A 25,387-nucleotide genomic window follows, 5' to 3' on the forward strand; every position below is an offset into this window, starting at 1 on the left:
GCCGCGCGACCGGCGGTTTATAATGAACTTTCCCTTTCCCCAGGCTGGCGCGACTGTCCTGCCTCAGCCCTATCTGCTGTTCCTCGGCGACACGACCGAGCCTGGCTACGCCAAGACCGCCTTCGGCCTTCGCGACTGGGCGGGCGACAAATGCATCGGCGAGAGCGTCTGCGCCGGTGCCACTGTGACCACTGGCCTGGAACGCATGACGCCGGCCGAGGCGGCCGCGCGCGGCGCGCGGTCGATGGTCATCGCGGTGGCCAATGGCGGTGGCTTCATCCCGCCGAGCTGGCGCGCGTCGTTGATCGATGCGCTCGAGGCCGGGCTCGACATCGTCAGCGGCATGCATGTCCGCCTCGCCGAGGTTCCGGGTCTGGCCGAAACAGCGCATCGCCTCGGCCGCCGTCTGATCGACGTGCGTACGCCGCCGGCCGATATTGCGGTCGCTACTGGCCGCAAGCGCAGCGGGAGGCGCATCCTTACCGTTGGCACCGATTGCGCGCTGGGCAAGAAATATACCGCGCTCGCGCTGGCCAGCGCGCTCGCCGAGCGCGGCATAGACTGCGACTTCCGCGCCACGGGACAGACCGGCATCATGATCGCCGGCGGCGGCATACCGATGGACGCAATCATTTCCGATTTCGAGGCGGGCGCGGCGGAGATCCTGTCGCCGGACGCCGCAACCGACCATTGGGACGTGATCGAGGGACAGGGGTCGCTGATGCACCCGGCCTATGCCGCGGTGTCGCTCGGCCTGCTTCATGGCAGCCAGCCCGATGTGTTCGTGGTGTGCCACGAGCCCGGCCGCACTGATATGCTTGGCACTTCCGGCTACAAGCTGCCGAGCGTCGACGAGGTGATCGAAACGACCGTGCTGCTCGGCCGGCGCACCAATGCGGCGATTCGCTGCGGCGGCCTGTCCTTCAATACCAGTGCGCTGGGCGAGGCCGAGGCGGACGCCCTGATGGCGGCGGAGAGCGAACGGCTGGGTTTGCCGGTCGCCGACCCGATCCGCGGCGGCTCGGCGTTCGACCGGCTCATCGATAGCTGTCTGGCCGCTACCACGTGACCGCCGCCGCCACGCCGACGAGTTCAACCTGGTTTCAGCGCTTCCTGCTGCCGGGCTTCGCGTTCAAGGCGGTGGTGATTGGCGGCGGCTATGCGACGGGCCGTGAACTGGCCGAGTTTTTCCTGCCGAGCGGCCCACGGGGCGGCCTCGCCGGTATGGTGCTGGCGATGCTGGTGTGGAGCGCGGTGTGCGCGGTGACCTTCGCCTTCGCCCACCGCTTCGGCACCTATGAATATCGCAGCTTCTTCGCGCGGCTGCTCGGGCCGTTCTGGATCGTGTTCGAGCTCGCCTATCTGCTGTTCGTTATGCTGATCCTGTCGGTGTTCGGCGCGGCGGCGGGCGCCATCGGCGCTGCGACGCTGGGTCTGCCGCCGATCGTCGGCACGCTGGCGCTGGCCGCGGCGATCGCGCTGTTCGTGAGTTTCGGCAACGCCTCGGTCGAGCGGCTGTTCAAATATGTCTCGTTCCTGCTCTACGGAGTGTACATCCTGTTCGTGCTGCTGTCGGTGAACAGCTTCGGCGGCCAGATCGCCGAGAGTTTCTCGCGGCCGGCGCCGAGCGACGGATGGGCGCTCGGTGGCCTGACCTATGCCAGCTACAATATCGTCGGCGCGGTGGTGATCCTGCCGGTGCTGCGGCATTTGACCAGTCGCCGCGACGCGGTGATCGCCGGCCTCGTCGCCGGGCCGCTGGCGATGTTGCCGGCGCTGCTGTTCTTCATCTGCATGATCGCCTTCTATCCCGCGATCGCCGCACAGACCCTGCCGTCGGACTTCATCCTGCAACAGCTGCATTTTCCGCTGTTCCACCTGCTGTTCCAGCTGATGATCTTCGCCGCGCTGCTCGAAAGCGGCACCGGCTCGGTCCATGCCATCAACGAACGCGTCGCCACCGTCTGGCGCCGCCGCACGGGCGCGGACCTGTCGCACCGCGCGCGTGCCGGCGTCGCGGCGGTGCTGCTCATCGGTTGCATCTTCGTCGCCGACCGCGTCGGCCTCGTCGCGCTGATCGGGCGTGGCTACCGCGTGCTCGCTTACACCCTGCTCGCGGTCTACGTCGTCCCGCTGCTGACCATCGGCCTGTTCCGCCTGCTGCGCGCAGGCCCGCATACCCCCGGAGAATTGTCATGATCCTCGGTCGTACCCTGACCGCGATGGCGTTGGCGCTCGCCGTGCTGCCGGTCGCGGCATCCGCGCGCCCCGCGCACCCGGTCCGACGGGCGGCGCCCGCCATCGTCCCGCATGTCGCGGGCCTTGCCGAGTTCGTCGATGGCGTGGTGGCGCAGCAGATCGCCACGCGCGAGGTCGCCGGTGCGATCGTCACCGTGGTCTATCAGGGCCATGTGCTGTTCACCCGCGGCTATGGCCGGTCGGATGTCGCGCGCGGCGCGCCCGTCGATGGCCAGCGCACGCTGTTCCATCCGGGTTCGGTGTCGAAGCTGTTCACCTGGACCGCGCTGATGCAGCAGGTCGAGGCGGGCAAGGTCGATCTCGACGCCGATGTGAACCGCTATATCGATTTCACCATTCCGCCGTTCGAGGGCAAGCCGGTGCGCGTGCGCGACCTGCTGTCGCACAGCCCCGGCTTCAGCGATGTCGGCGGCATCATCTTCGACAGCTTTGAAAAGACCGTGCCGTACCAGACCTGGCTCAAGACCCGCGTTCCGGCGCGGTTGTGGCCGGCTGGCACCGAGATAGCCTATTCCAATTACGGCGCGGCACTTGCCGGCTACATCGTCGAGCGCGTCTCGGGCGAAGCCTTTCCCGACTATGTCGACCATCACATTTTCGGCCCGCTCGGCATGACTTCGAGCACCTTCCGCGAGCCGCTGACCGGCGCGATGCGCGCCAACATGGCGACCGGCTACAAAGTGGTCGACGGTCGGCTGGTCGCCAAGACGCCGGAATATCTCGCCTCGGTGATGCCCGCCGGCTCGCTCTCGGCGACGGCACCGGACATGGCGAACTTCATGCTGGCGATGCTGGGCAATGGCCGGCTCGGCGGCCATGTCATCCTGCGCCCGGAAACGGTCAGGCTGCTCGAAAGCGACTCCTTCGGCAACGCGCCCGACCTTCAGCCGATGGCGCATGGCTATCTCGTCTATCGCCGGGCTGGCCCACGGCTGGTCGGCCATGCCGGCAACACGATCGATTTCCACTCCGACCTGATCATCTCGCCCGAAACCGGCTTCGGTTTCTTCGTGTCGACCAGCGGCGGGCAGGGCAGTTATCTCGCCCGCACCGAACTGAGCCAGGCGATTGTCGGCCGCGTCTTCCCGCAGACGCCGGCGGCGCGCTGGACCGGCGCGTCGGGCGTGACCGAGGCCGGCCATTATCGCGCCAACCGGCGCGACTATAGCCACCCGGCCGATCCCAAGCATGACATGGTCGTCACGGCGACCGGGCCGAACAGTATCACGACCGAGGTCGAGGGGGTGAAGATCGCCTGGGACCAGATCGGCCCGCACCTCTACGAACAGGTCACCGGCGCGCGCGCCGGCGGGCCGTTCAATCGCCTCCAATTCTACGGCACGCCGCAGGATCCCCGCCTGTCGCTCGGCTCGGAGCCGTACGAAACCTATCATTATGTGAAGCCCGAATGAGGAACCTCAAAATGGTATCTTTCCTTCGATCCCGCCTCGCTCGCCTCGCGCTCGGCGCCGGGCTGGCCGCAATCCCGTCGCTCGCGCTGGCCGATGTGCCGGCCGGCTTCGATGCGCAGGTCGAGGCGCTGCGCCAGTCGGTCGGTGCGCCCGGCGTCGCCATCACCGTCGTCGAGAATGGCAAGGTAACGCTCGCCAGGGGTTATGGCGTCCGCAAGCTCGGCGCGGCCGATCGGGTCGATGCCGACACGCTCTTCCCCAACGGCTCGACCGGCAAGGCCTTCACGTCGGCCGCGCTCGGGGTTCTTGTCGATCAGGGCAAGATCAAGTGGGACGACAAGGTCGTCGATCACATGCCGTGGTTCGCCATGTACGATAGCTGGGTCACGCGCGAGATGACGATCCGCGACCTGCTGGTCCATCGCAGCGGCCTCGGCCTCGGCGAAGGCGACCTGTTGTTCGTGCCGCGCACCAACCTCGACCGGCGCGAGAGCGTGCGCCGCCTGCGTTACCTCAAGCCGGCAACCAGCTTCCGCAGCGGTTATGCCTATGACAACGTCCTCTACATGGTTGCCGGCCAGCTGATCGAGGAGGTCACCGGCGACACCTGGGAAAAATTCGTGCGCGATAATGTGCTCAAGCCGGCCGGCATGGCGCATTCGACGACCGAGGATACGGTACGCTTCACCATCCCCGATCGCGCCTGGCCGCACGCCCGGCTCGACGGGCCGTTCCGTGGCCTCGGCACACAGGTCGTGCTCGACGAGCGCGACGCGCTCGGCCGCACCGCGGCGCCGGCCGGGGGCATGTCGGTCAGCGCCAACGACATGGCGCGTTGGATCCAGATCCAGCTTGGCCATGGCAAGCTGCCCGAGGGCAATGGTCGCTTGTTCAGCGAGGCGGCGTCGACCGAGATGTGGCGGCCGACCGTGATCCTGCCCAGCGGGCGCCTGCCCGGCCCCGACGCGCCGGAGCCCGGCTTCAACACCTATGCACTGGGCTGGGACGTCACCGAATATCGCGGCACGCGCATCGTCATGCATGACGGCGCGGTGTTCGGCTTCGGTGCCACCGTGGTGATGATCCCGAGCAAGAACATCGGCTTCTTCATCACCGTCAATTCCGAGGACGGCGAGGTGATCAAGGGCCTGACCTACCAGCTGCTCGACCATTATCTCGGTGTGTCGGGCACCGATTGGCCGAAGATCTGGCGCGACTACAAGAAGGACCGCCAGGCGAAAGCCGTCGCCTTCCTGGCCGCGACCAACGCCGCGCCGGCCCAGGTCGGGCCATCGCTGGCACCCGCGCGCTATGCCGGCGACTATAACGATCCCTGGTACGGCCCGATCAGCATCCGCGACGAAGGCGGCAAACTGCGCATCGACTTCAAGCAGACCCCGCGCATGACCGGCACGCTGGAGCATTTCCAGTATGACAGCTTCCGCGTGCGCTGGGACGACAAGCAGATCGAGCCGGCCTACGCGACCTTCGCGCTGACGCCAGAGGGCGGCGTCGAGCGCATGACGATGCGCGCCGTATCGCCGATCGCCGATTTCAGCTGGGATTATCACGACCTGCTGTTCACGCCGGTGCCGCCACGCAAATGAGAACTCGCGTCGGCATTTGACATTTCTCCATTCAGGACGAATGATGCCTGAATAGAAACAACTAGGCCCGCACGTACAAAATCGGGCGAAGAGGGGCTGCGATGCGTTTGTTCAACAAGATTGCCGCGGGTCTGCTGGTGCTGACGGCCGGCGCCGCCATTGCGCAACAGGCGAGCCAGCTGGCACCGCCAGCCAAACCCGTTGCGGCCACCGCCGCCGCGACGACCGCGCCGCCGGCGACGCCGGCCGCGCAGCCCGTCCTCAACAAAAGCGATGTCGATGCCTGGCTCGACGGGTTCATGCCCTATGCCTTGCGCGCCGGCGACGTAGCCGGCGCCGTCGTCGTCGTGGTCAAGGATGGCCAGGTCGTGACCAAGCGCGGCTTCGGTTACGCTGACATCGCCGCGCACAAGCCGGTCGATCCCGACAGCACGCTGTTCCGCCCCGGCTCGGTGTCCAAGCTGGTCACCTGGACCGCGGTGATGCAGCTGGTCGAACAGGGCAAGATCAACCTCGATGCCGACATCAACGGCTATATCGACTTCACTATCCCCGCTTATGACGGCAAGCCGATCACCATGCGCCAGATCCTGACGCATACCGCCGGCTTCGAGGATCATGCCAAGAACCTGATGTTCTTCGATCCGAAGCATCTCCAGAGCATCGGCGACTATCTCAAGATGTACGTGCCGAAGCGCATCTTCGCGCCGGGCACGACACCGGCCTATTCCAACTATGGCGCCACGCTCGCCGGTTATGTCGTCGAGCGCGTGTCGAAGATGCCGTTCGACGACTATGTCGAGAAGAACGTGTTCGCGCCGATCGGCATGACGAACTCGACCTTCCGTCAGCCGCTGCCGGCGCGCCTCGTCCCGAACATGGCGACCGGCTATCCGCGCGCTTCGGCCAAACCCCACAAGTTCGAGATCGTCGACCCCGCGCCTGCCGGCAGCATGTCGTCGACGGGCGCCGACATGGCGCAGTTCATGCTAGCGCATCTCGGCGGCGGCGCGACCGCTAGCGGACGCATCTTCAAGCCTGAAACGGCCGAGATGATGCACAACACCCCGACCACCTTCCTGCCGCCGCTCAACCGCATGGAACTGGGCTTCTTCGAGACCAACATCAACGGTCGCGAGGTCATCGCCCATCTCGGCGACACGACCAATTTCCATACCTCGCTGCATCTGTTCCTCGCCGACCATGTCGGGCTGTACATCTCGATGAACAGCGCCGGGAGCGCGACTGGCGCGCATATCATCCGCGGTTCGCTGTTCGCCGATTTCGCCGATCGTTATTTCCCCATGACCGAGAAGGACGGCCGCGTCGATGCCGCGACCTCGGCGCAGCATGTCAAGCTGATGGCCGGCAGCTGGCAGGCCAGCCGCCGCATGGAAACCGGCTTCGTCCGCGCGCTGCAGCTGGTCGGCCAGACCGAGGTGACCGCCAACGCCAAGGGCGAGTTGCTCATTCCTGCGCTCAAGGGTGCCGGTGGCGCGCCGACCGAGTGGGTCGAGATCGCCCCGTTCGTGTGGCGCGATGTGCACGGCCATGATCGCCTCGCCGCCAAGCTGGTCGACGGCAAGGTCGTGCGCTGGAGCATGGACATGGAGTCGCCGTTCACCGTGTTCGACCGCACGCCGGCGCGGCTCGCCCCGGGCTGGATCCTGCCGCTCACCTATGCCAGCCTTGCCATCCTGCTGCTGGCGTTCCTGCACTGGCCGGTCGCCGCGCTGGTCCGCCGCCACTACAAGGTCGCGCTTCCGGTCGAGGGCAAAGCGCGCCAGGCCTATCGCCTCACCCGCCTGTTCGCCGGCCTGGTGCTGGTCGTGCTGATCGGCTGGATGCTGGTGGTGACCAGCATGTTCGCCGATCTCTCCAACCTGACCAGCGACTCCGATGCCAAGCTGTGGTTCATGCAGATCGTCGGACTGGTCGTGTTCCTCGGCGCCGTCGCCCTGGCGGCGTGGAACGTACTGCTCGCCTGGAAGACCGGGCGGCGCTGGCCGAGCAAGGTCGGCTCGGTGCTCATCCTGCTCGCCGCGCTGATGATATTCTACGTCGCCTTCACCTTCGGCCTGCTCGACATGACGGTGAACTACTGATGGCGCGCCTGTCGATCCACGTCGCGGTTGAGACGCTGACCCTCTCCGCGCCGTTCCGCATCTCGGGTTATGTGTTCGAAACCTCGGATGTCGTCGTCGTGACGCTCGACGACGGCGCGCATCGCGGGCGCGGCGAGGGCTCGGGGGTGTTCTACCTGCACGACGACGTGCCGCACATGCTCGCCGCGATCGAAGGGGCGCGTGCCGCGATCGAGGCCGGCCCGTCGCGTGACGAGCTGCGCTCGATCCTGCCGCCCGGTGGCGCGCGCAACGCGGTCGACGCCGCCTTGTGGGAGCTCGAGGCGCAGCGTGCCGGCAAGCCGGTGTGGGCGCTGGCCGGAATGGACGAGCCGCACGGGCTGGTCACCACCTTCACGCTCGGCGCCGACACGCCCGAGGTGATGGCGGCAGGTGCACGCCGTTATGCCGATGCCCGTTCGATCAAGATCAAGCTGACCGGCGAACTCGATCTCGACATTGCTCGGGTCAATGCGATCCGCGCGGCGCGGCCTGATGTGTGGCTAGGCGTCGACGGCAATCAGGGCTTCGGCATCGCCGATCTCGACGCGCTGGTCGCGGCGATGCAGGAGGCCGGCGTCTCGCTGATCGAACAGCCGCTGGCGCGCGGCCGCGAGGCCGATCTCGACGGCTATAAATCGCCGATCCCGCTTGCCGCCGACGAAAGCGCACTGTCGCTCGGCGATGTCGAGGCCGTTGCTGCGCGGTTCGACGTGTTCAACATCAAGCTCGATAAATGCGGGGGCCTGACCGAGGCGCTGATGATCGCTGCCGCAGCGCGCGAGGTGGGGCTCGGCGTGATGGTCGGCAACATGGTCGGCACCAGCCTTGCCATGGCGCCGGGCTTCGTGCTCGGCCAGTTGTGCGACCTCGTCGATCTCGACGGCCCGACCTTCCTCAAGCAGGATCGCGTGCCCGGCGTCGCCTATCGCGACGGCATGGTATGGTGCGACGACCGGGTCTGGGGCGCGGACGCGATGATCGCGGCGTGATGGCCGACGCGGTGATGCCGCCGGAAAAGACCTGGTTCGGTCAACCGCGCGGCCTCACCATCCTGTTTCTGACCAACATGTGGGAGCAATTCTCCTACTTCGGCATGCGCGCCCTGCTCATGTATTACATGACCAAGGAGTTGTTGCTCGGGCAGGGCCATGCCTCGCTCGTCTATGGCGCCTATACGGCCTGTGCCTATTTCACGCCGATCATCGGCGGTGTCGTGGCCGATCGGCTGCTCGGCAAACGGCGCGCGGTGATCATCGGCGCGTCGATCATGGCCGCGGGCCATTTCATGATGACGTTCGAGCCGCTGCTCTATGTGGCGCTTGCGACCATCGCGCTGGGCAATGGCCTGTTCCTGCCCAGCCTGCCGAGCCAGATCAACGATCTCTATGCCTCGGGCGATCCGCGCCGTGGCTGGGCGTATAATGTCTATTATGTCGGCATCAATATCGGCGGCTTTCTCGCGCCCCTGCTGTGCGGCACGATCGGCGAGATCTATGGCTGGCATTATGGCTTCGGCCTGGCCGGCATCGGCATGTTGGCCGGTCTGGTCATCTATCTTGCCGGGCAACAATATCTGCCCGCGCCCGCGACGCCTGTCATTGTCGCCGGCGAGCGGCCCGCCAGTGCGATAAACGGGCGAGCGACAGCGCTCACGCTCGCTGCCGTTGCACTGTGCGTCGTCATTTTCCGTGGGGCGTACGAACAGGCCGGCAATACGCTGGCCTTGTGGGTCGATCAGGGTGTCGATCGCTCGGTCGGGCATTTCGTCATCCCGATGACGTGGTTCCAGTCGCTCAATCCCGTGATCGTCATCCTGTTCACCCCGGCCCTGCTGGCGTGGTGGAAACGCCGCGCGGCGGCCGGGCATGATCAGTCGCCCGCGCGCCGCATGGCGCTCGGTTCGGCAATCGTCGCCATCGCCTTCGTGATGTTGGCCGGCGTGGCATCGGCCGCGGGTGCCGGGCATGCGGGGTGGATCTGGCTGGTCCTGTTCTTTCTGATCTACACGGTCGGTGAACTGCATATCCTGCCCAGCGGCCTCGGCCTGTTCGCCCGGCTCGCGCCGCCCCGGCTCGGCGCGACCACCGTCGCCGCCTGGTATCTCACCATCTTTGCCGGCAGCCTGTCGGCGGGCTTTGTCGGCACGCTGTGGAGCACGATGACACCCGCCGCCTACTTCCTGCTGCTCGCAGCGCTCGCCGGGATAGCGGCGGCGCTGCTGCGCTCGCTCGACCCGGCGGTGCGGCGCATGGACCCGGTTGGCACATAAATGTCACATTCGTCGGTTCATTGTCCTGAACAGGATTGTAATTCTCTTCCAAGCGTGATTTTATCCTGTTTCAGTTCCCACCAGCGGATCGGCGGCACTCAGACCGTTGGCCGCTCTTATGTCACACCGACCTGGCGGCGCGGGGAGCGTCCCAGTTGAGCAAAGGGGTATCAAGATGATCACTGGTCGTTCGATATTGGGCACGAGCACCGCGATGGCGCTGGCGATGATGGCCATGCCGGCCGTCGCCAAGACGACGGCCCCTGCCGCGCCCGCGCCGGCGGCCGACCCCGCTCAGGAGCAGACACCCAACGGCGATATCGTCGTCACCGCGCAGCATCGCATCCAGAACCTCATCGACGTGCCGCAATCGATCTCGGTGATCAGCGGTGCCACGCTTGAGCGACAGGCGGCGATCAGCTTTCAGGATTATGCGCAGCTCGTCCCCAGTCTGACCCTCACGCAGGAAAATCCCGGTGAGACGCGGCTCGTGCTGCGCGGTGTCAACACCGGCTCGGTCGGTTCGACCGTCGCGGTCTATGTCGATGACGTGCCGTTCGGTTCCAGCGGCAGCCTGTCCAATGGCGGCATTCTCGCCGGCGATTTCGACACCTTCGACGTCGCGCGCGTCGAAGTGCTCAAGGGCCCGCAGGGTACGCTCTATGGCTCGAACTCGCTCGGCGGCGTGCTCAAATTCGTCACCGGCACGCCGTCCACCCAGAAACTCGAAGTGCGCGGCCTGGCCGGCATCGAGACCACGCAGAGCGGCGAGGCAAGCTATAATGGCAACGCGCTGATCAACGTGCCGCTCGGCGACACACTCGCGTTGCGCGCCAGCGGATTTTACCACCGGATCGGCGGCTATGTTAACGCCATCGGCCGTGCCGGCAGCAACATCAACCATGCCGACAGCTTCGGCGGCCGCGCCTCGCTGCTGTTCAAGCCGACGGACCAATTGTCGATCCGTCTGACCGGCCTGATCCAGAATATCAATGTCGGCTCACCGGCCAATTTCGAGGTCGATCCCGTCACGCTGAAGCCCGTCAACGCGCTGACCGGCGCGACGCAGGGCACCAGGCGCACCCGTTTCGAGCTCTATCCCGAACTCAACACGGTTCACTACCAACTCTATAACGGCACGATCAATTACAACCTCGGCTTCGGTACGCTGACCTCGGTCACCAGCTATGCGACGCAGAAGCAGAAGCAGATCAGCGACATCAGCACCAACTCCGCGCGCGGCACGGCGCAGGTGGTCTATGGTGCTGCCGGTACGACCAACACCATCGGTCTGGCCTATCAGAACGACATCTCGCTCAACAAGTTCACCCAGGAAGTCCGCCTGGCCTCGGCCGATTCGGATAGCTTCGAATGGTTGATCGGCGGCTACTACACGCACGAGAAGACCCGGCTCTACCAGGAATATCTGCCGTTCACGATCGCGACCCGTGCGCTGATTCCGCCGGCCACGACCTTCTCCGGCCTGACCTTCTCGAAGTTCGTCTATGCCATGATCGACGCCAGCTATGAGGAATATGCCGGCTTCGCCAGTGGCACGCTGCACCTCGGGCCGAAGTTCGATATCACCGCCGGCGGCCGCTACAGCCATAACAACCAAAGCTCGACCCAGGCCGTTATCCAGCTTGGCGGCGGCACGCCCATCAAGGGCGGCTCGTCGGAAGGCGTGTTCACCTGGTCGGTCGCACCGCGCTTCGAGATCGACCGCAACAACGCGATCTATGGCCGCGTCGCCAAGGGTTATCGCCCGGGCGGCCCCAACTTCGTGCCGCCTGGCGCGCCCGCGACCTTTCCGACCCAGTTCAATTCCGACACGCTGATAAGCTATGAGGCGGGTTATCGCGGCGAGACCGCCAACCACGCCTTCAGCGTCGACGTTGCGGCCTTCTACATCGACTGGAAGAATATCCTCATCACCACCAGCACGACGGTCAACGGCACGCCGGTCGGCATCAACGGCAACGGCCAGCGCGCGCGCAGCTATGGCGTCGAGGGTACCGTCACGCTGCGCCCGACGCGCGGCCTGAACGTGGTGGGCAACCTCACCTACACCAAGGCCAAGCTGCTCGACGATACCGTGCCCGCAGTGGGCGGCCTCAACCTCACCGGTGGCCTTGCCGGTGATCAATTGCCCTACAGCCCGGTATGGAACGCCAATGTCTCGGCGGACTATGAGTGGTCGGTCGGGCCGAACGCACGGGCCTATATCGGCGGCAATATCCACCTGATTGCCGATCAGGCTGCCACGTTCAACACAGCCTATCGTGCGGCGTACGGGCGTCGCCTGACGCTCGACGGCTACCAGACGGTCGATCTCCGCGCTGGCGTCAATTTCGACCGCTTCTCGCTTGGGCTTTACGTCAAGAATCTGACCAACGAGTACGCCCTGTCGAACGTGACCTACGCGACCACGGTGCCGACGGCGATCGGTGGCACCAATACACCACTGGCACGGGCGGTTAGCATTCGTCCGCGCACCTTCGGGGCCACGCTCGGCTTCAACTTCTGAGGGGGACGGTCGAGGGCGGTGGCATCACCCCGCCCTCGACCGGCGCAAGGCAGCGGGGGACCTCATAGCCCCGCACCGACAAGAGGAAAACGTCGCCATGAAGCTGATGCTCGCGCTCGCCCTGATGAGCATGCCACTGCCCGCGCTCGCCCAGACGGCTGCCGCGGCGGACACGCCGGGCAAGACCGCTGCTGGCGTACAATATACCCAGCCCAAGGATTGGACCGTCCAGGCCAAGGACGCGGTCACCATCTTCGTGGCGCCCGAATCCGATCTGCGCCTTGTCGTGGTCGATGTCGGCACCGTCGCCGACGCTAAGGCCGCGGCCGCCAAGGCCTGGTCGCTCTACAAGCCGGATGCGGTACCGACCCCGCGGCTCGTCACCGCAGCGCCACCCGCCGAGGGCTGGAGCGAGCGTGCCGGCATCGCCTATGACACCTCGCCCAACGAACGCGCCGTGCGCAGCGCGCTTGCCCTCAAGCAGGGCCAGGGCTGGACCGTGCTGATCGTCGACGGCGCCGAATCCACCTTCAACAAGCGCTCCGCGGCGGCGGCGATCGTGCAGGGCAGCCTGCATCCCGCCGGCTATGCCCGCGAGACCTTCGCCGGCAAGACCGCGCATCCGCTCACCCCCGAGCGCATCAAGCTGCTGCGCGATTTCGTCACCGAATCGGCGGCCCAGCTCGAAGTGCCCGGCGTCGGCATGGCACTGATTGACCACGGCAAGGTCATCTGGGTCGGCGGCGTCGGCGTGCGCGCGCTCGGTTCGCCCGAACCGGTCGATGCCCACACCAAGTTCATGATTGCGTCCAACACCAAGGGCATGTCCACCCTGCTGCTGTCGATCCTCGCCGACGAGGGCAAGCTGCGCTGGGACCAGCACGTCACCGATCTCTACCCCAGCTTCCGCCTCGGCAGCGATGCGACCACCCGTTCGGTCGAGGTGCGGCATCTCGTCTGTGCCTGCACCGGCCTGCCGCGCAAGGACTTCGCCTTCATCCTCGCCGATCAGGGCAAGCCCGCCGCCGACACCTTCCGCCAGCTCGCCGAGACGCAACCGACCAGCAAGTTCGGTGAACTCTTCCAGTATAACAACCTGATGGCCTCGGCCTCAGGGTTCCTCGGCGGCAATCTGCTTTACCCCGGGATGGAAGTCGGTGCCGCCTATGACAAGGCGATGCAGGTCAAGATCTTCGACCCGCTCGGCATGCACGATACCACGTTCGACTATGCCAAGGGCGAAAGCGGCGACGCCGCGCGCCCGCACGGCTTCGATATCGACGGGCGCCAGACGGTCATGTCGAACCAGTTCAACTACACCGTCTATCCCTATCGCCCGGCCGGCGGCGCCTTTTCCAGCGCGGCCGACATGGCGCGTTACGTCCAGCTCGAATTGGGCCAGGGCGTCACGCCCGAGGGCAAGCGCATCGTCAGCGCGGCGAACATCCTCAAGCGTCGTGAACGCGGCGTGCCCGTCGGCGAGAATAACTGGTATGGCATGGGCCTGTTCTACCGCATCGCCTGGGGCGTGCCGGTCGTCACCCATGGCGGCACGCTGGAAGGCTTCCACAGCGACTGGTGGGCGCTGCCCGAACAGGGCGTCGGCGCGGTCATCCTGACCAACGCCGATTCCGGTCCGGCACTGTTCGAGCCGTTCCTGCGCCGCCTGTTCGAGGTGATGTACGACGGCACGCCTGAGGCCGCGCAGGAAGTCGCTGCCGCCGCCGCCCGCATCAAGGCCCAGGCCGGCGCGCGCCGGGCGCGCCTGACGCTGCCCGGTGACCCCGCCATGCTCGCCAATCTCGCCGCGCATTACGACGGGCCTGAAGGCAGTTCGATCACCATCACCGATCATAGTGGCGCCAAATGGATCAAGGCCGGCTCGATCGAGGGTCCGCTCGCCACGCGCAAGAACCCCGACGGCAGCGTGTCGCTGGTCTCGATCGCCCCGGGCAGTATCGCCTTCGACGGTCTGATCGGCACCGATGCCGCCGGCAAGCGCATGATCACGGTGCGCGACAGCCAGCACGCCTATGTCTACACCGAGGTGAAGTAGAGCGCCGTCAGCCGTTCATACCAGCAAGGGGGCGGCATGAGGGAGCAGGGGGCAAAGCGGTGGCTTTGGCGCTGGACCAGACGCATCGCGGTTGGCCTGCTCGCGCTGCTTGTCCTGCTCCTCGTCGTCGGCGTGATCTACGAGGCGCTCGGCCGGCGCAGCGCCGCGACCCGATACCCGCCACGCGGGCAGATGGTCGATATCGGCGGACGCCGCCTGCATATCGATTGTCGTGGTACAGGCGCGCCCACGGTGATCCTCGAAGCTGGCCTGGGCACCGGCGGCACGGTCGACTGGACGCTGGTTCATGACCGGATCGCGCGCATCACCCGGATATGCGCCTATGATCGTGCCGGCATCATGTGGAGCGACCCCAAGGACACGGCACAGCATGCCGTCGCCGTCGCCGACGATCTCCACGCCTTGCTGCACGCCGCCGGCATTGCCGGCCCGCTCGTGCTGGTCGGCCACTCGGTCGGCGGGCCCTATGTCCGCAGCTATGTCGGGCGCTATGGCAATCAGGTCGCCGGGCTGGTGATGGTCGATCCCACGACCCCCGACCAGGTCGCCAGGCTCGGCAAGGCGACCGGCGCCGACGTCGATCCGAACCGCGCCTCTACCCTGTTCCACCTCGCCGCTGCGCTGTCGCGGACCGGCATCGTCCGCCTCATGGCGTCCGGCGCCGGTGACAGGCATCTGCCGCCCGAAGCCGCCGCCGCCATGGCCGCCTATGCCAGCACCTCGATCAGCGGTGCCGCGGCCGAACTCGACGGCTTCGACCGGTCGATGGCCGATGCCCGTGCGGTACGCAGCTTCGGCGACCGACCGTTGATCGTGCTGACCGCGATGGCGCCGTTCACCCCGGCGCAGCTAAAAACGCTCGGCATAACCCCGGCGGCGGGCGCGCGCTTCAAACGGGAATGGCAGCAGCTTCACGCCGAGCAGGCACGCTTTTCTAGCCGCGGCCGCCAGCAGATCGTGCCCGACGCGACCCATTATATCCAGTTCGACCGGCCCGACCTGGTGGTCGCTGCGGTCGGCGAGGTGATCGCGACCGTGCGTGCCGATCGGGCGGCGACGCAAACCACAGGAGTCAGACGATGAAGCGCAGTATCCTCCTTGGCGCGCTGGCGGCGCTGCTGGTCTCGAACAGCCCGGCGCCGGACTATGACATCGTCATCCGCGGCGGCCGCGTGCTCGACGGCGCTGGCAATCCCTGGGTCCGCGCCGATGTGGCGATCAAGGACGGCCGCATCGTCAAGGTCGGTCGCGTCGCCGGGCGCGGCGCGCGCGAGATCGACGCGCATGATCGTTACGTCACCCCCGGCTTCATCGACATGATGGACCAGTCCGGCGCGGTCCTGCTCCGGAACGGCGCGGCCGAGAACAAGCTGCGCGAGGGTGTCACCACGGTCATTGCCGGGGAGGGTGGCACGCCGGTTCCGGCGGCCGGCATCCGTGCCTATTTCGACCAACTCGAGCAACAGGGCATCGCCGTCAATTTCGGCACCTATTATGCCGCGATGCAGGCGCGCATGAAGGTGATGGGCGATGGTGCCGGCACGCCCACTCCGGGGCAACTCGCTGAGATGGGCGCCGAGGTCGACACCGCGATGAAGGCCGGGGCCTTCGGTATCAGCACCGCGCTGATCTATTCCCCGCAGACCTTTCAGTCGACCGAGGATCTTATTGCACTCGGCAAGGTCGCGGCGCGCTGCGGTGGCTTCTACGCCACCCATATGCGCGATGAATCGCAAAACCTGCTCAGCGCCATCGCCGAGGCCGTCCGCATTGGCGAGGAAAGCGGCGCCAAGGTCGAGATCTTCCACATGAAGGCGGCCTATCGCCCTGGCTGGGGCAAGCTGATGCCCCAGGCGGTGCAGGCCATCGCCGCCGCCCGCGCCCGCGGCGTGGATGTCGCCGCCGACATGTATGTCTACACCGCCGGCGGCACCGGCATCGACATCACGGTGCCGACATGGGTCTGGGCCGATGGCGAGGCGAAGGGGATCGAGCGCCTCAAGGATCCGGCAGTCCGCGCTCGCCTGAAGCATGAGGTTGCCGCCGGTTCGATGCCGGGCTGGTCCAACCTGGTCGAGGCATCGGGCGGCTGGGACCATGTCACGCTCGCCAACGCCTTCAACCCGAAATACGACCGCTTTGCCGGGCAAAGCTTCGCGGCGATCGGAAGGGCGCTGGGTCAGGATCCGGCCGACGCCGCCTGGGACATCATGCTCGGGGCACTGCCGCACCGCGCCTATGCGCTGTATTTCATGATCGACGAGCGCGACATCGAGACCGCGCTGCGCCAGCCCTGGCTGAGCATCGGCAGCGATGCCGGCGCGGCGGAACGGCTCGGCCAGGTCGACGGCCTCGGCCTTCCGCACCCGCGCGCTTATGGCAATCTCGCGCGCGTCCTTGCCGAATATTGGCGCAAGCGCGGGGTGCTGACGCTGGAGGATGCGGTGCGCAAGATGACCAGCTGGCCCGCCCAGCGCATGGGCCTCAGCGACCGCGGCCTGATCCGCGAGGGCATGCGCGCCGACGTTCTGGTGTTCGATCCGGCCAAGGTGCAGGACAACGCCACCTATGCGCAGCCGGTGCTGGTCGCGACCGGCATCGACGACGTCATCGTCAACGGCAAGCTGACGCTCGACGAGGGTCGCATGACCGCCACACGTGCCGGCGTTGTCTTGCGACATTTTTGCGGCGGGTAAGGGGCGGGCAGGCGCCCCATCAGGCCGATCTGCTGCAGGGGGAGAGGCGTAAGGACTACCGCTCGAGCAGGGTGCGATTAATCTGAACCGTTAGTGCTGAGCCTGTCGAAGCACTGTTCTTCTCTTTACGGTTGAAAAGAAGAACAGCCCTTCGGCAGTGATCAGGTGGAAAAATCCCCCGGATGTTTCCAGCCAAATCCGGGGGATTCGGCGACCTGATTCACCAGGGCGAACGGAAATAGCAGGACGATCCAGATTTCACGCATCTCGATCTAAATCGGCAAGACCGTCGTCGACTTGATTTCCGACAATGCCACCGTCGAGTTGATCTCCTGCACCCCGGGCAGCTTGCTTAGCCGATCGAAGAACAGCCGTTCATAGGCCTCGATGTCCTTCGCAACGATGCGCAGCATGAAGTCGGTCGAGCCCATCAGCACATAGGCGTCGAGCACCTCCGGCACCTCGCGTACCGCCGCGCTGAACTCGTCGAGATTGGCGCGGCCATGCGCGTTGAGCTTCACCTGCGCGAAAATCTGCGCGTTCAGCCCGACCTTGCGCCGGTCGACGATCGCCGCGCGATATTTGATGAATCCGTCGCGCTCCAGCCGGTCGATCCGTCGCCAGCACGGCGAGGGCGACAGCCCGACCTGCTCCGCGACCTGCGCGGTGGTCAGGCTGGCATCGGCTTGCAGCAAGCGGAGAATTTTACGCTCATAGTTATCAAGATCAGTCATGTTCACCGATTATATCACAGAGAGCGGTTAATTTAACCGAAAATCGGTGCATGCAGCCCGCAAAGAGGTCAGCAATCTCCCACCCCCCGGGTTACACCGCCCCATCACCGGAGGAACCCAACATGACCCATAGCCTGTACCACGCGCTGCCCGAGCAGTTCGTGCCCCTGAACGATCCGGCATCGGGCCTGTCGGGCGTCATCGCCATCCACTCCACCGCGCTCGGCCCCGGCGCCGGCGGTTGCCGCCTGTGGCGCTACGATAGCGATGCCGCCGCCCATCGCGACGCGCTGCGCCTCGCCCAGGGCATGAGCTACAAGAACGCCCTGGCCGGCCTGCCCTTGGGCGGTGCCAAGGCCGTGCTGCGCGTGCCCGACGGCACTTGGGATCGCCGCGTCCTGTTCGCCGCCTTCGGGCGCGCCGTCGCCGCGCTTGGCGGGCGTTATGTCACGGCGGAGGATGTCGGCACCCGCGTCGCCGACATGGCCGTCGTCGCCGAACAGACCCGCCATGTTGCGGGCCTCACCGCGCGGCCGGGCGTCGCCGGCGGCGATCCTTCGCCCTGGACGGCGCGCGGCATCTTCGAGGCGATGCGCGTCGCCGCCCGCCATGCCCTCGGCGCGGAGCTCACCGATCTCACCGTCGCGGTGCAGGGCACCGGCAATGTCGGCGCCGGCCTGTGCCGCCTGCTCGCCGATGCCGGCGCCCGGCTGGTCATCGCCGATATCGATCCCGCCCGCCGCGACGTGCTCGCCCGCGTGCACGATGCGCGCGTCGTCGCGGTGGAGGACATCGTCGCCGCCCGGGCCGACGTCTTCGCACCCTGCGCGCTGGGCGGCGTGCTCGATGCCGCAGCGGTCGCTCGACTCCACGCCCGGCTGGTGTGCGGCGGCGCCAACAATCAGCTCGCTGCGCCCGAGGTTGCCGAGCAACTGCGGGGTCGCGGCATCGCCTATGTCCCCGATTATGTCGCCAATGCCGGCGGCATCATCAACGTCTCGGCGGAATATCTCGGCGAATCGCGCGACGCGGTGGCCAGCCGCGTCGCCGCGATCGGCCCGCGCGTCCACGCCATCCTCGATCAGGCCGCGCGCGAGGCGGTGTCGCCGGCCATCGTCGCCGATCGGATGGCCGCCGACATCCTGCAAAGGGCACGCGGCCGCGCCGCCTGAGAGGCGGCACGCCGCATTCCACACATTGATTCAACTGACGCGTGGCCGCGCTAACGTCACCACAAAATTTCACGTCCTCGCGGCGCGGCTACAGCTCCTTCTCATGGTCGAAAAATTCACGCGCCTGCGACGCCATCGCCGCAATGCGACCGATTCATCGCACAGGTGGAATGGTGCCGCTTACAGGACTCGAACCTGTGACCCCCGCATTACGAATGCGATGCTCTACCAACTGAGCTAAAGCGGCGTGCGTCCCGGCCTGACGGTGGTGACGAGGGCGGGCGCTTATCAGGTCGCTCGCGGGCTGACAAGCCGGCGACAACTCCGCAACCCGCGCTTTACGCATCGTTTACCATGGGGGGTGCACAAGGACCCGGTAACCACGGCGCCACGGCCATCAGGGGCAAACCGACTCATGGATAATGTTCGCGGCTTCGACGACGAGGATCGGACCGAGACCGGCTATCACGACGATGCCGTCGACAGCGTCGACTCGCCGCAGATCGAGATCGGCGGCGACGAGCGTCGGATGCACGTTCGCGCCTATAATCACTGGGTCTCGCTGCTGCGCGGCCGTGCCTATCCGCTGATCGAGGATCTCGACCCCGAGAATATCGCCGATTTCGGCCCGCACAGCGTGCTGCTCGACTTTTCGCGCGGCATCGAGAATCCGGCGATCGCCTTTCTCGGTCGCGCGCTGCGCGAGGAATGCGCGCTCGAAACGGGCGTCACGCATATCGCCGACGTGCCGGCGCGCTCGTTGCTGTCGCGGCTGACCGACCATTATCTCCAGATCATCGCCAACCGCGCGCCGATTGGCTTCGAGGCCGAGTTCGTCAGCACGCGTGGCCACAACACCATGTATCGCGGCATCCTGATGCCCTTCTCGTCGGACGATGATTCGATCGACTTCATCTACGGCGTGATCAACTGGAAGGAACTGGTCGACGCCGAGACGCAGGCGCGGCTCAACGCCGAGCTCGACGCCGCCGTCCGCACCGCGCCCAAGCCGAGCGCGACCGCGCCCGTCTGGGCCGATGGCCCCAGTGCGGGTTTCGATGCGCCGACCGAGGACGATGCCGTCGAGGTCGCGCCCGTTACCGCGCCGTCCACCGCGCTGACCAGCCTGACCGACCGGCTGATGCTCGCGCAGCAGACCGCCGCCGCGGTGCGCGCCGCCGATACCCGCACCCGCGCCACGCTGTACCGCGCGCTCGAACGCGCGCACGATTTCGCCGCCGCCGCCGACAGCGACCCCGCCGGTTACGAGGCGCTGCTCGATCGGGCCGGCATCGCCGTCCAGCTGCGCGCGCCGATGACCCCGGTGGTCAAACTCGTGTTCGGCGCCGATTACGACAAGACGCGCCTCACCGAATACGCCGCCGTGCTGGCTCATGCGCGCCGCCAGGGCGTGCCGCCAGGCGGCCTGGGCGAATTTCTCGATCGTACCGAGGGCGGGATCAAGGGCGTGGTCAAGGCCGAGCGCGCCGCCCGCGCGCCCGCCGCAACGCCGCAGCCCGACGCCGCGACGCACTTCGACCAATCCCCCGCACTGGCGACGCTGACGCTCGATACACACAGCACCGCCGGCGATTTCGTCGTGCTGCTGGCGCGCGCCGGTACTGCCGGCACATTGGACATCGTTGCCGCGCTTGGCGGTGATTCGGCCCTGACCCGACGCGTGATGCGCGAGGCAGCGATGTAACAAAGCTGCCGGCCCGGTACCGCCGGGCCGGCAGATTTTCCGCGATATCGGCGCTGCGACGCAGCATTATTTCGCAACTGCCACAAGCCTTGAGCCGCGCGATTGGCGGGCGCATAGGATGGCGCATGGCCAAAAACACCATCGCTTCGCTGTCGGATGCGCTCGCCGCCCGGCTGACCAAAGGTGCGCTTCCGGGCGAGTTGCAGGGGTTCGGCAAGGCCGAGCGGGCCGAGGCCGCACGCTTCCTCGCCGCGACCGGCGAACGCCGCGCCGCCGACACCGCCGTGCTGGCGATCGAGGCGATGAGCGGTACCGATCCGCACCGCCGGATGCGCCTCGCGATCGTCAATGACGACATGCCCTTCCTGGTCGATTCGATCGCCGGGACGATCGGCGCGCACGGCCTGGGTATCGACCGCATCATCCACCCGGTCATCGATGTCGCGCGCGACGCCGCCGGCGGGCTGACCCAGGTCGGCGCCGGCGGCGTCACCGAATCGATGATCTATATCGAGATGGACCGCGCCGACGCGCGCGAGCGCCGCGACCTCGCCGCCGCGCTGGAGAGCAATCTCGCCGACGTCCGCGCCGCGGTGCGTGATTGGCCGAAGCTGCAGGAGGTGCTCGCCGCCGATATCGCGACGCTCGGTGATGGCGAGGGCGCCGTGCTGCTGCGCTGGTTCCTCGACGGCAACCTCACCCTGCTCGGCCATGAGCGCTGGGAGGGCGATCGCTGCGCGGTGACGCTGGGCATCGCGCGTCACCCGCACGCCGTGCCGATCCTCGCCGAGGCGTCGCGCGCGCTGGCGATGGCGTGGTTCGAAAAGGGCGGCGAGGCACCGCTGCTGCTCAAGTCCAACCAGATCGCGACGGTCCATCGCCACGTCCCGCTCGACCTCGTGCTGGTGCCACTGTTCGCCGGCAAGAAGGTCGTCGGCCTGTCGATCCATGCCGGTCTGTGGACCAGCGCTGCGCTGACCGCGGCGCCCGAGGACGTGCCGTTGCTGCGCACCCGGCTCGCCGCGCTCGAGGAAAAGTTCGACTTCGATCCGCGCGGCCATGCCGGCAAGGCGCTGACCCACGCGCTGGCCGCGCTGCCGCACGACCTCGTCACCGGCTTCACGCCCGAGGCGCTCGAGGAAGTCGCGCTGACCGCGATGTCGTTGGCCGATCGGCCGCGGCCCAAGCTGGTGCTGGTGCGCTCGATCCTCGGGCGGCACCTGTTCGCCTTCGTCTGGCTGCCGCGCGACGATCTCTCGACCGCGCGCCGCGTCGCGATCGGCGAATTGCTCGCCGAGGCGGCCAATGCCAGCCTGCTCAGCTGGTCGCTGGCGCTGGAAGACGGCGTGCTGGCGATGATGCGCTTCACGCTCGACCTGCGCGGTGCCGGCGTGCTGCCCGACACTGCCCCGCTCGACGCGCGCATCGCGCGGATGGTGCGCGGCTGGGTCCCGGCGGTCGAGGCCGCGCTGGGTGAACTCGGCGAAACCGCACGCGCCACCCGGCTTGCGCTGCGCCATGCGGCGACCTTTCCCAACACCTACCGCGCCGCCAACGCCGCCGACGAGGCGGCACGCGACATCGTCTGCCTCGCGCGGCTCGACGATCCCGGCAGCCGGACGGTGCGGCTCTACCGCGACGGACAAGGCTCGGCGCGGTTGAAGATCTATCGCCTCGGCGGCGCGCTGGCGTTGTCCGACGCCGTGCCGGTGCTGGAGAATTTCGGTTTCCGCGTGATCGAGGAGGTGCCGACCGCGCTGACCGACGAAGCGCAAGGCTTCATCCACGAATTCCTGATCGAGGCGACCGGCGGGGTCGTCAACATCTTCGACGGCGACACGCATGTGCTTGAGGCGGCGATCGCCGCAGTGCTCGAAGGCAGTGCCGAGAACGACGCGTTCAACCGGCTGATCCTCGACGTCAACATGGCGCCCGCCGGTGTCGTACTGTTCCGCGCCTGGTTCCGCTATCTGCGCCAGGCGGGCATGCCCTACGGCCTCGTCACCGTGGTCGACGCACTGCGCCGCGCGCCCAAGGTTGCCGCCGCGCTGATCGCGCGCTTCGGTGCGGCGCATGATCCGGCGAAGAAGGGCAAGGCGACGGTCGGCATCACCGCCGCCGACGCGGCGATCGATGCCGGGCTCGACGACGTCTCGGCGATCGACGACGACCGCATCCTGCGTGCGATCCGCAACGTCATCGCCGCCACGCTGCGCACTAACGCCTTCGCCCCCGCCGGCGAGACTGCGCTCGCCTTCAAGCTCGATTCGAGCCTGATTCCCGGCCTGCCCGCGCCGGTGCCGTGGCGCGAGATCTGGGTGTACAGCCCGCGCGTCGAGGGCATCCATCTGCGCGCCGGCCCGGTCGCGCGCGGCGGGTTGCGCTGGTCCGACCGGCGCGACGATTTCCGCACCGAGATTCTCGGGCTGATGAAGGCGCAGCGCGTCAAGAACGCGGTCATCGTGCCGACCGGCGCCAAGGGCGGTTTCTATCCCAAGCAGCTGCCGCCGGCGTCGAACCGCGATGCGTGGCTGGCCGAGGGCACCGAGAGCTACCGCATCTTCATTCGCACGCTGCTGTCGATCACCGACAATATCGTCGCGGGCAAGGTCGAGCATCCGCAAGGCGTCGTCGTGCATGACGGCGAAGACCCCTATTTCGTCGTCGCCGCCGACAAGGGCACCGCGACCTTCTCCGACGTCGCCAACGCCATCGCGCTCGAACGTAATTACTGGCTCGGCGACGCCTTCGCCAGCGGCGGCTCGGTCGGCTACGACCACAAGGCGATGGCGATCACCGCCAAGGGCGCGTGGATCAGCGTACAGCGCCACTTCGCCGAGCGCGGCGTCGACGTGCAGACCCAGTCGATCCGCGTCGTCGGCTGCGGCGACATGTCGGGCGACGTGTTCGGCAACGGCATGCTGCTGTCGAAGACGTTGAAGATCGTCGCGGTGTTCGACCATCGCCACATCTTCCTCGACCCCGATCCCGATCCGGCGGCTAGCTGGGAGGAGCGCGCACGGATGTTCGCGCTGCCGCGCTCGTCCTGGGCGGATTACAATCCGGCGCTGATCTCGAAGGGCGGTGGGGTGTTCCCGCGCACCGACAAGGTGATCAAGCTGTCCAAGCAGATCCGTGCCGTGCTCGGCATCGAGGTCGCCGAGATGGAGCCGACCGCGCTTATTTCCGCGATCCTGCACAGCCCGGTCGACCTGATCTGGTTCGGCGGTATCGGCACCTATGTGAAGGCGCGCGCCGAGAACAATGTCGCGGTCGGCGATCCGGCCAACGACCGGCTGCGCGTCGACGCCGAGGATCTGCGCGCGACGGCGATCGGCGAGGGTGCCAATCTCGGCGTGACGCAGGCCGGGCGCATCGCCTTTGCCGCGCATGGCGGGCGCATCAATACCGACTTCATCGACAATTCGGCCGGGGTCGACTGCTCGGATAACGAGGTCAACATCAAGATCGCGCTCAATCGCGAGATGATCGAGGGTCGCCTCGCCTACGACAAGCGCAACAAGCTGCTGGTCGAGATGACCGACGACGTCGCGCACATCGTGCTGGAGGACAACCGGCTGCAGACGCTGGCGCTGTCGATCATGGAGAAGGACGGCGCGCGCGCCGTGCCGAGCTATGTCCGCGCGATCGAGATCTTCGAGAGCAGCGGGCAGCTCGACCGCGCGGTCGAGGGGCTGGCCGGCAATGACGATCTGCTGCGCCGTGCGCAGGAAGGCAGGGGGCTGACCCGGCCCGAGCTCGCCGTGCTGCTGGCGACCGCCAAGCTCGCGCTGCAGGCGGCGATCGAGCATGGCCAACTCGGCCTCGACCCTGATCTCGCGCCCGACCTGCACGCCGCCTTCCCCAAGGCGATGCGCAAGAAGTTCGCCACCGCGATCGACGAACACCGGCTGCGCGGCGAGATCGTCGCGACCAAGCTCGCCAACCGCGTGATCAACCGGCTCGGCGTGCTCCACCCGTTCGAGCTCGCCGAGGAGGAAGGCGTGGCGATGGCCGACATCGCCGCGATGTTCGTCGTGGTCGAGCGGCTGTTCGACCTGCCGGCGCTGTGGGCCGAGATCGAAAGCGCGGTCATGCCCGAGGCGGCGCGGCTCGCGCTGTTCGACGAGGTCGCGGTGGCAACGCGCTCGCAGATCGCCGATCTGCTGCGCGTGACGCGCGCCGGTAGCAGTCCGGGGCCGACCTATGCCCGGCTCGTCAAGGGCGTGCGCCAGCTCGACCGCCAGACCAAGGCGCTGCTGCTCGAGGCAGCGAGCGCACAATCGGCGCGCATCGCCGCGACGCTCGAGGCGACCGGCGCGCCACCCAAGCTGGTGCAGCGCGTGGTGCGGCTGTTCGAGCTCGACGGCGCGATCGGCCTCGCCGATCTCGGCGCGCAGCGCGGCCTCGACGAGGTGGTGCTGACGCGTGCCTTCACGCGGCTGGGCCAGGCGCTGGGGCTCGACTGGGCACAGGCCAATGCCGCGCGGATCGATTCGAGCGACCCGTGGGAGCGGCTGTTGATCGCCGGGCTGGCGCGCGATTTCCAGCAGTTGCGGCTCGAATTCCTCGCGCGCGGCGCTGGCGACCCGCAGGCGCAGGTCGACGTCTGGCTGGGCGAGAATGCCGGGCGCGTCGCGCAGTTCAAATCGCTGGTCGATCGCGCGCGGACGGCGCCCTCGCCCAACGCCGCGATGCTGGCGCAGATTGCCGGGCAGGCACGGGTGCTGCTCGGGCGCTGAACCTTCGCCGCTTACGGCGGACGACCGAAATTCCCTGCCATGCGGCGATTGGCAGGGAATT

The 25,387-nt window shown here is 67.1% G+C and carries 15 protein-coding genes and 1 tRNA gene; 14 read left to right on the forward strand and 2 right to left on the reverse strand.

Annotated elements, in window-relative coordinates:
* Positions 1–22: 22 nt before the first annotated feature.
* From U1839_RS06355 to U1839_RS06405, 11 genes are all read left to right on the forward strand, one after another.
* Positions 23–1,069, forward strand: coding sequence for an N-acetyltransferase DgcN family protein (locus tag U1839_RS06355; protein ID WP_332802817.1), 1,047 nt, complete (start codon positions 23–25; stop codon positions 1,067–1,069).
* Positions 1,066–2,199, forward strand: a complete 1,134-nt coding sequence (locus U1839_RS06360) for a YkvI family membrane protein (RefSeq protein WP_332802818.1) — start codon at positions 1,066–1,068, stop codon at positions 2,197–2,199. Before U1839_RS06355 ends, U1839_RS06360 begins: the two co-directional genes overlap by 4 nt.
* Positions 2,196–3,671 (forward strand): serine hydrolase domain-containing protein, encoded by a 1,476-nt coding sequence (locus U1839_RS06365; RefSeq protein ID WP_332802819.1) that lies wholly within the window; start codon positions 2,196–2,198, stop codon positions 3,669–3,671. Before U1839_RS06360 ends, U1839_RS06365 begins: the two co-directional genes overlap by 4 nt.
* An 11-nt stretch (positions 3,672–3,682) precedes the next feature.
* Positions 3,683–5,278 carry a serine hydrolase gene (locus U1839_RS06370; protein WP_332802820.1) on the forward strand — a complete coding sequence of 532 codons (1,596 nt, stop codon included), beginning with the start codon at positions 3,683–3,685 and terminating at the stop codon, positions 5,276–5,278.
* Positions 5,279–5,379: 101 nt separating this feature from the next.
* The gene (locus U1839_RS06375) at positions 5,380–7,383 is read left to right on the forward strand and encodes a serine hydrolase domain-containing protein (RefSeq protein ID WP_332802821.1); all 2,004 of its coding nucleotides are present in this window, start codon (positions 5,380–5,382) and stop codon (positions 7,381–7,383) included.
* On the forward strand, positions 7,383–8,393 hold the full coding sequence (locus U1839_RS06380; protein ID WP_332802822.1) for a dipeptide epimerase: 1,011 nt from the start codon (positions 7,383–7,385) through the stop codon (positions 8,391–8,393). The genes U1839_RS06375 and U1839_RS06380 overlap by 1 nt, the downstream gene beginning before the upstream one ends.
* Positions 8,345–9,673, forward strand: a complete 1,329-nt coding sequence (locus tag U1839_RS06385; protein ID WP_332802823.1) for a peptide MFS transporter — start codon at positions 8,345–8,347, stop codon at positions 9,671–9,673. The genes U1839_RS06380 and U1839_RS06385 overlap by 49 nt, the downstream gene beginning before the upstream one ends.
* Before the next feature lie 175 nt (positions 9,674–9,848).
* Complete coding sequence (locus U1839_RS06390) at positions 9,849–12,200, forward strand: TonB-dependent receptor (protein ID WP_332802824.1); 2,352 nt, start codon at positions 9,849–9,851, stop codon at positions 12,198–12,200.
* A gap of 97 nt (positions 12,201–12,297) precedes the next feature.
* Positions 12,298–14,256, forward strand: coding sequence for a serine hydrolase domain-containing protein (locus tag U1839_RS06395; RefSeq protein ID WP_332802825.1), 1,959 nt, complete (start codon positions 12,298–12,300; stop codon positions 14,254–14,256).
* Between the two features lie 36 nt (positions 14,257–14,292).
* On the forward strand, positions 14,293–15,360 hold the full coding sequence (locus U1839_RS06400; RefSeq protein WP_332802826.1) for an alpha/beta fold hydrolase: 1,068 nt from the start codon (positions 14,293–14,295) through the stop codon (positions 15,358–15,360).
* Positions 15,357–16,973, forward strand: coding sequence for an N-acyl-D-amino-acid deacylase family protein (locus U1839_RS06405; protein WP_332802827.1), 1,617 nt, complete (start codon positions 15,357–15,359; stop codon positions 16,971–16,973). Before U1839_RS06400 ends, U1839_RS06405 begins: the two co-directional genes overlap by 4 nt.
* A 272-nt stretch (positions 16,974–17,245) precedes the next feature.
* On the opposite strand, the gene U1839_RS06410 is transcribed toward U1839_RS06405, so the two are convergent.
* Entirely contained in the window at positions 17,246–17,707 is a 462-nt protein-coding gene (locus U1839_RS06410; protein WP_332802828.1) for an Lrp/AsnC family transcriptional regulator, read from the reverse strand.
* Positions 17,708–17,829: 122 nt separating this feature from the next.
* Here U1839_RS06410 and U1839_RS06415 point away from each other — a divergent pair, with 122 nt between their 5' ends.
* Positions 17,830–18,879: a Glu/Leu/Phe/Val family dehydrogenase gene (locus U1839_RS06415; RefSeq protein ID WP_332802829.1), complete on the forward strand. Its 1,050-nt coding sequence runs from the start codon at positions 17,830–17,832 to the stop codon at positions 18,877–18,879.
* Between the two features lie 171 nt (positions 18,880–19,050).
* On the opposite strand, the gene U1839_RS06420 is transcribed toward U1839_RS06415, so the two are convergent.
* Positions 19,051–19,126: transfer RNA gene (locus U1839_RS06420), tRNA-Thr, on the reverse strand.
* Positions 19,127–19,294: 168 nt separating this feature from the next.
* Between U1839_RS06420 and U1839_RS06425 the strand changes: the two genes are divergently transcribed.
* Positions 19,295–20,584 (forward strand): PAS domain-containing protein, encoded by a 1,290-nt coding sequence (locus tag U1839_RS06425; RefSeq protein ID WP_332802830.1) that lies wholly within the window; start codon positions 19,295–19,297, stop codon positions 20,582–20,584.
* Positions 20,585–20,709: 125 nt separating this feature from the next.
* The gene (locus tag U1839_RS06430) at positions 20,710–25,326 is read left to right on the forward strand and encodes an NAD-glutamate dehydrogenase (protein ID WP_332802831.1); all 4,617 of its coding nucleotides are present in this window, start codon (positions 20,710–20,712) and stop codon (positions 25,324–25,326) included.
* The last annotated feature ends 61 nt before the right edge of the window (positions 25,327–25,387 follow it).

Origin of the sequence: Parasphingomonas halimpatiens, assembly GCF_036663795.1 — a bacterium.
GTDB lineage: Bacteria > Pseudomonadota > Alphaproteobacteria > Sphingomonadales > Sphingomonadaceae > Sphingomonas.